General features: G+C 32.9%; 1 pseudogene. It reads left to right on the plus strand.

Annotated elements, in window-relative coordinates:
- Nucleotides 1-1,801, plus strand: a pseudogene (locus DAHG_RS21265) (hypothetical protein); the annotation flags it as partial.
- Between the last annotated feature and the right edge of the window lie 199 nt (nucleotides 1,802-2,000).

Genomic DNA, 2,000 nt, shown 5'->3' on the forward strand with positions numbered 1-2,000 from the left:
CAATGTTGCTCCTGTGTTCGCTGCAACCTCAGTAGGCACAATCACATATTGTGATACTACAACTTCAAAAGCGGGAATTAAATTAGCTAATGCTATTGCCGATGCTTTAGCTAAAATGGGAAAAGATGTTACTGAAGTTGGTAAACAAACAGAAATCGCAGTTGCTAATATGACTGAATTAGGAAAATTAGTGAATGAAACTATTAATGCAACAAAAACTATTGATGGAATTTTAGCTTTAACCGTAAAGGGTCTTGGTGATGGTAGTACGACTGTTGCTGACGCATTAGGTCAAGCTGTTTTATGTGATAGCACAGATGATGAATATGCTGTTGAAACCGCTAAGCATTTAGTAAGAAAATATGATGGTACTTGGACATCATTTGATGATTTAGTGGATGCAGCAGCTACAGAATTTAAAAATTTAGGAACAAATGCAAGTTCATATATTCCAACAATTAAATCAAGTGATTATGACGCTGCTAAAGAATTGTATGATAAGTTAGTAGTATTAGTTGATTACATTGATAATTTAAAAGCGACCACTTCTACATCTGATATTGCTGCAGCTTTAAAAGCACATGAAGATCACTGGACGGATTTCAAAGATGCAATTGGCGATTATAAAGAAACAAATGAAAGCAAATTCTTAAATGAATATGTTAAACAATTAGAAGATGCACCAGTTGCAAACGGAAAAACAGTTCGTGATTTAGTGAACAAAGATGCTGATTTAGGTTATAAATATGTGAAGACTGTTGAAAACTTCATTAAAAATGTAAAGGCTGACAAAATTGACACTATTGATGCTACCGAATATAAGAATGTAAAAGATGCTGATGAAGTAGTTGATTACATGAATGGTCTTCAAGATATTGTAGATGAAATGAAAGATGCTGCAGATTTATTGAAGAGTACAAATGATAGTAAAAAAGCTTATGATAAAGTTGCTGATAAGGTAAAAGTACTAGCTGATGCTATTAAGGCACGCAAAGGATTAACTTCAAGTGCTACACAAGCCGATATTGATGATAAGGAAACAGCTATTGAAAAAGCTATCAATAAATTTACAGCTGCTAATTTGGAAGCAGTGCAAAACTATGTTGAAGATGTTATGAATGAATTCGTAACTGTTAAAGCTAGAAAACTTTCAAGCGGTAATTATTCATTAACTTTTGAAAATGCTGATTATGGTCGTTATATCACTGCAGAAGATGAGTTTGATGAAAATTTAACTTATCTGCTGTTGACCACAGTAGTTAAAGATGAAGAAGAAAGTTATTATGATCAACTGATTGCTAATGAAACATCAACAAAAGATTCATTAATCAAAGCTGTTACAACTGATATTGAAGGCATCACATTAGGTACAAATTTAACTGATACTCAAGCAGCTAAAATTATTAAAGCTAAAAAAGCATATACTGAATTGGATTATAATGGTACTAATCCATACTCATTAACTGCAAAAGAAAAACGTACAGTAAAAGAAAATGAAGAATTAGTAGACATGCTTTATAAGAAATTAATTTGGGCCGGTGATGTAACAGCTACAGGTTGGATCAATAAAGGCAATGGCGATTGGGATTACATCTCTGAAGATGGTTCTAGACCTTCTAAATGGGTAGCTTCTGGTGCTAACTGGTATTATGTAAAGAACGGTACAATGTTACGTAACTCTTGGATTGCTTCTGATGCTCAGGGTACCAGATGGTACTATGTGGATGATAACGGTGTAATGGTTTCTAATACGACTGTTAACGGTTATACTTTCAACTCTTACGGCGTTTGGGTTAAATAGTTAACTAAAACAAATAATATTTAAAGGAGATTCTTGATGAATCTCCTTTTTGCATGCAAAAGAGTTCAATAAAAGCTCGTCATATCATCCTTGATAACTTTAATTAGTTCATATACAATCATGGTATATGCCTATAAAATGATCAAATAAAATAAAAATCTCCACTAATTAAAGGACATTTCACAATTCCATTGGAAGG

This window comes from Dielma fastidiosa, from assembly GCF_000313565.1.
Lineage (GTDB): Bacteria > Bacillota_I > Bacilli_A > Erysipelotrichales > Erysipelotrichaceae > Dielma > Dielma fastidiosa.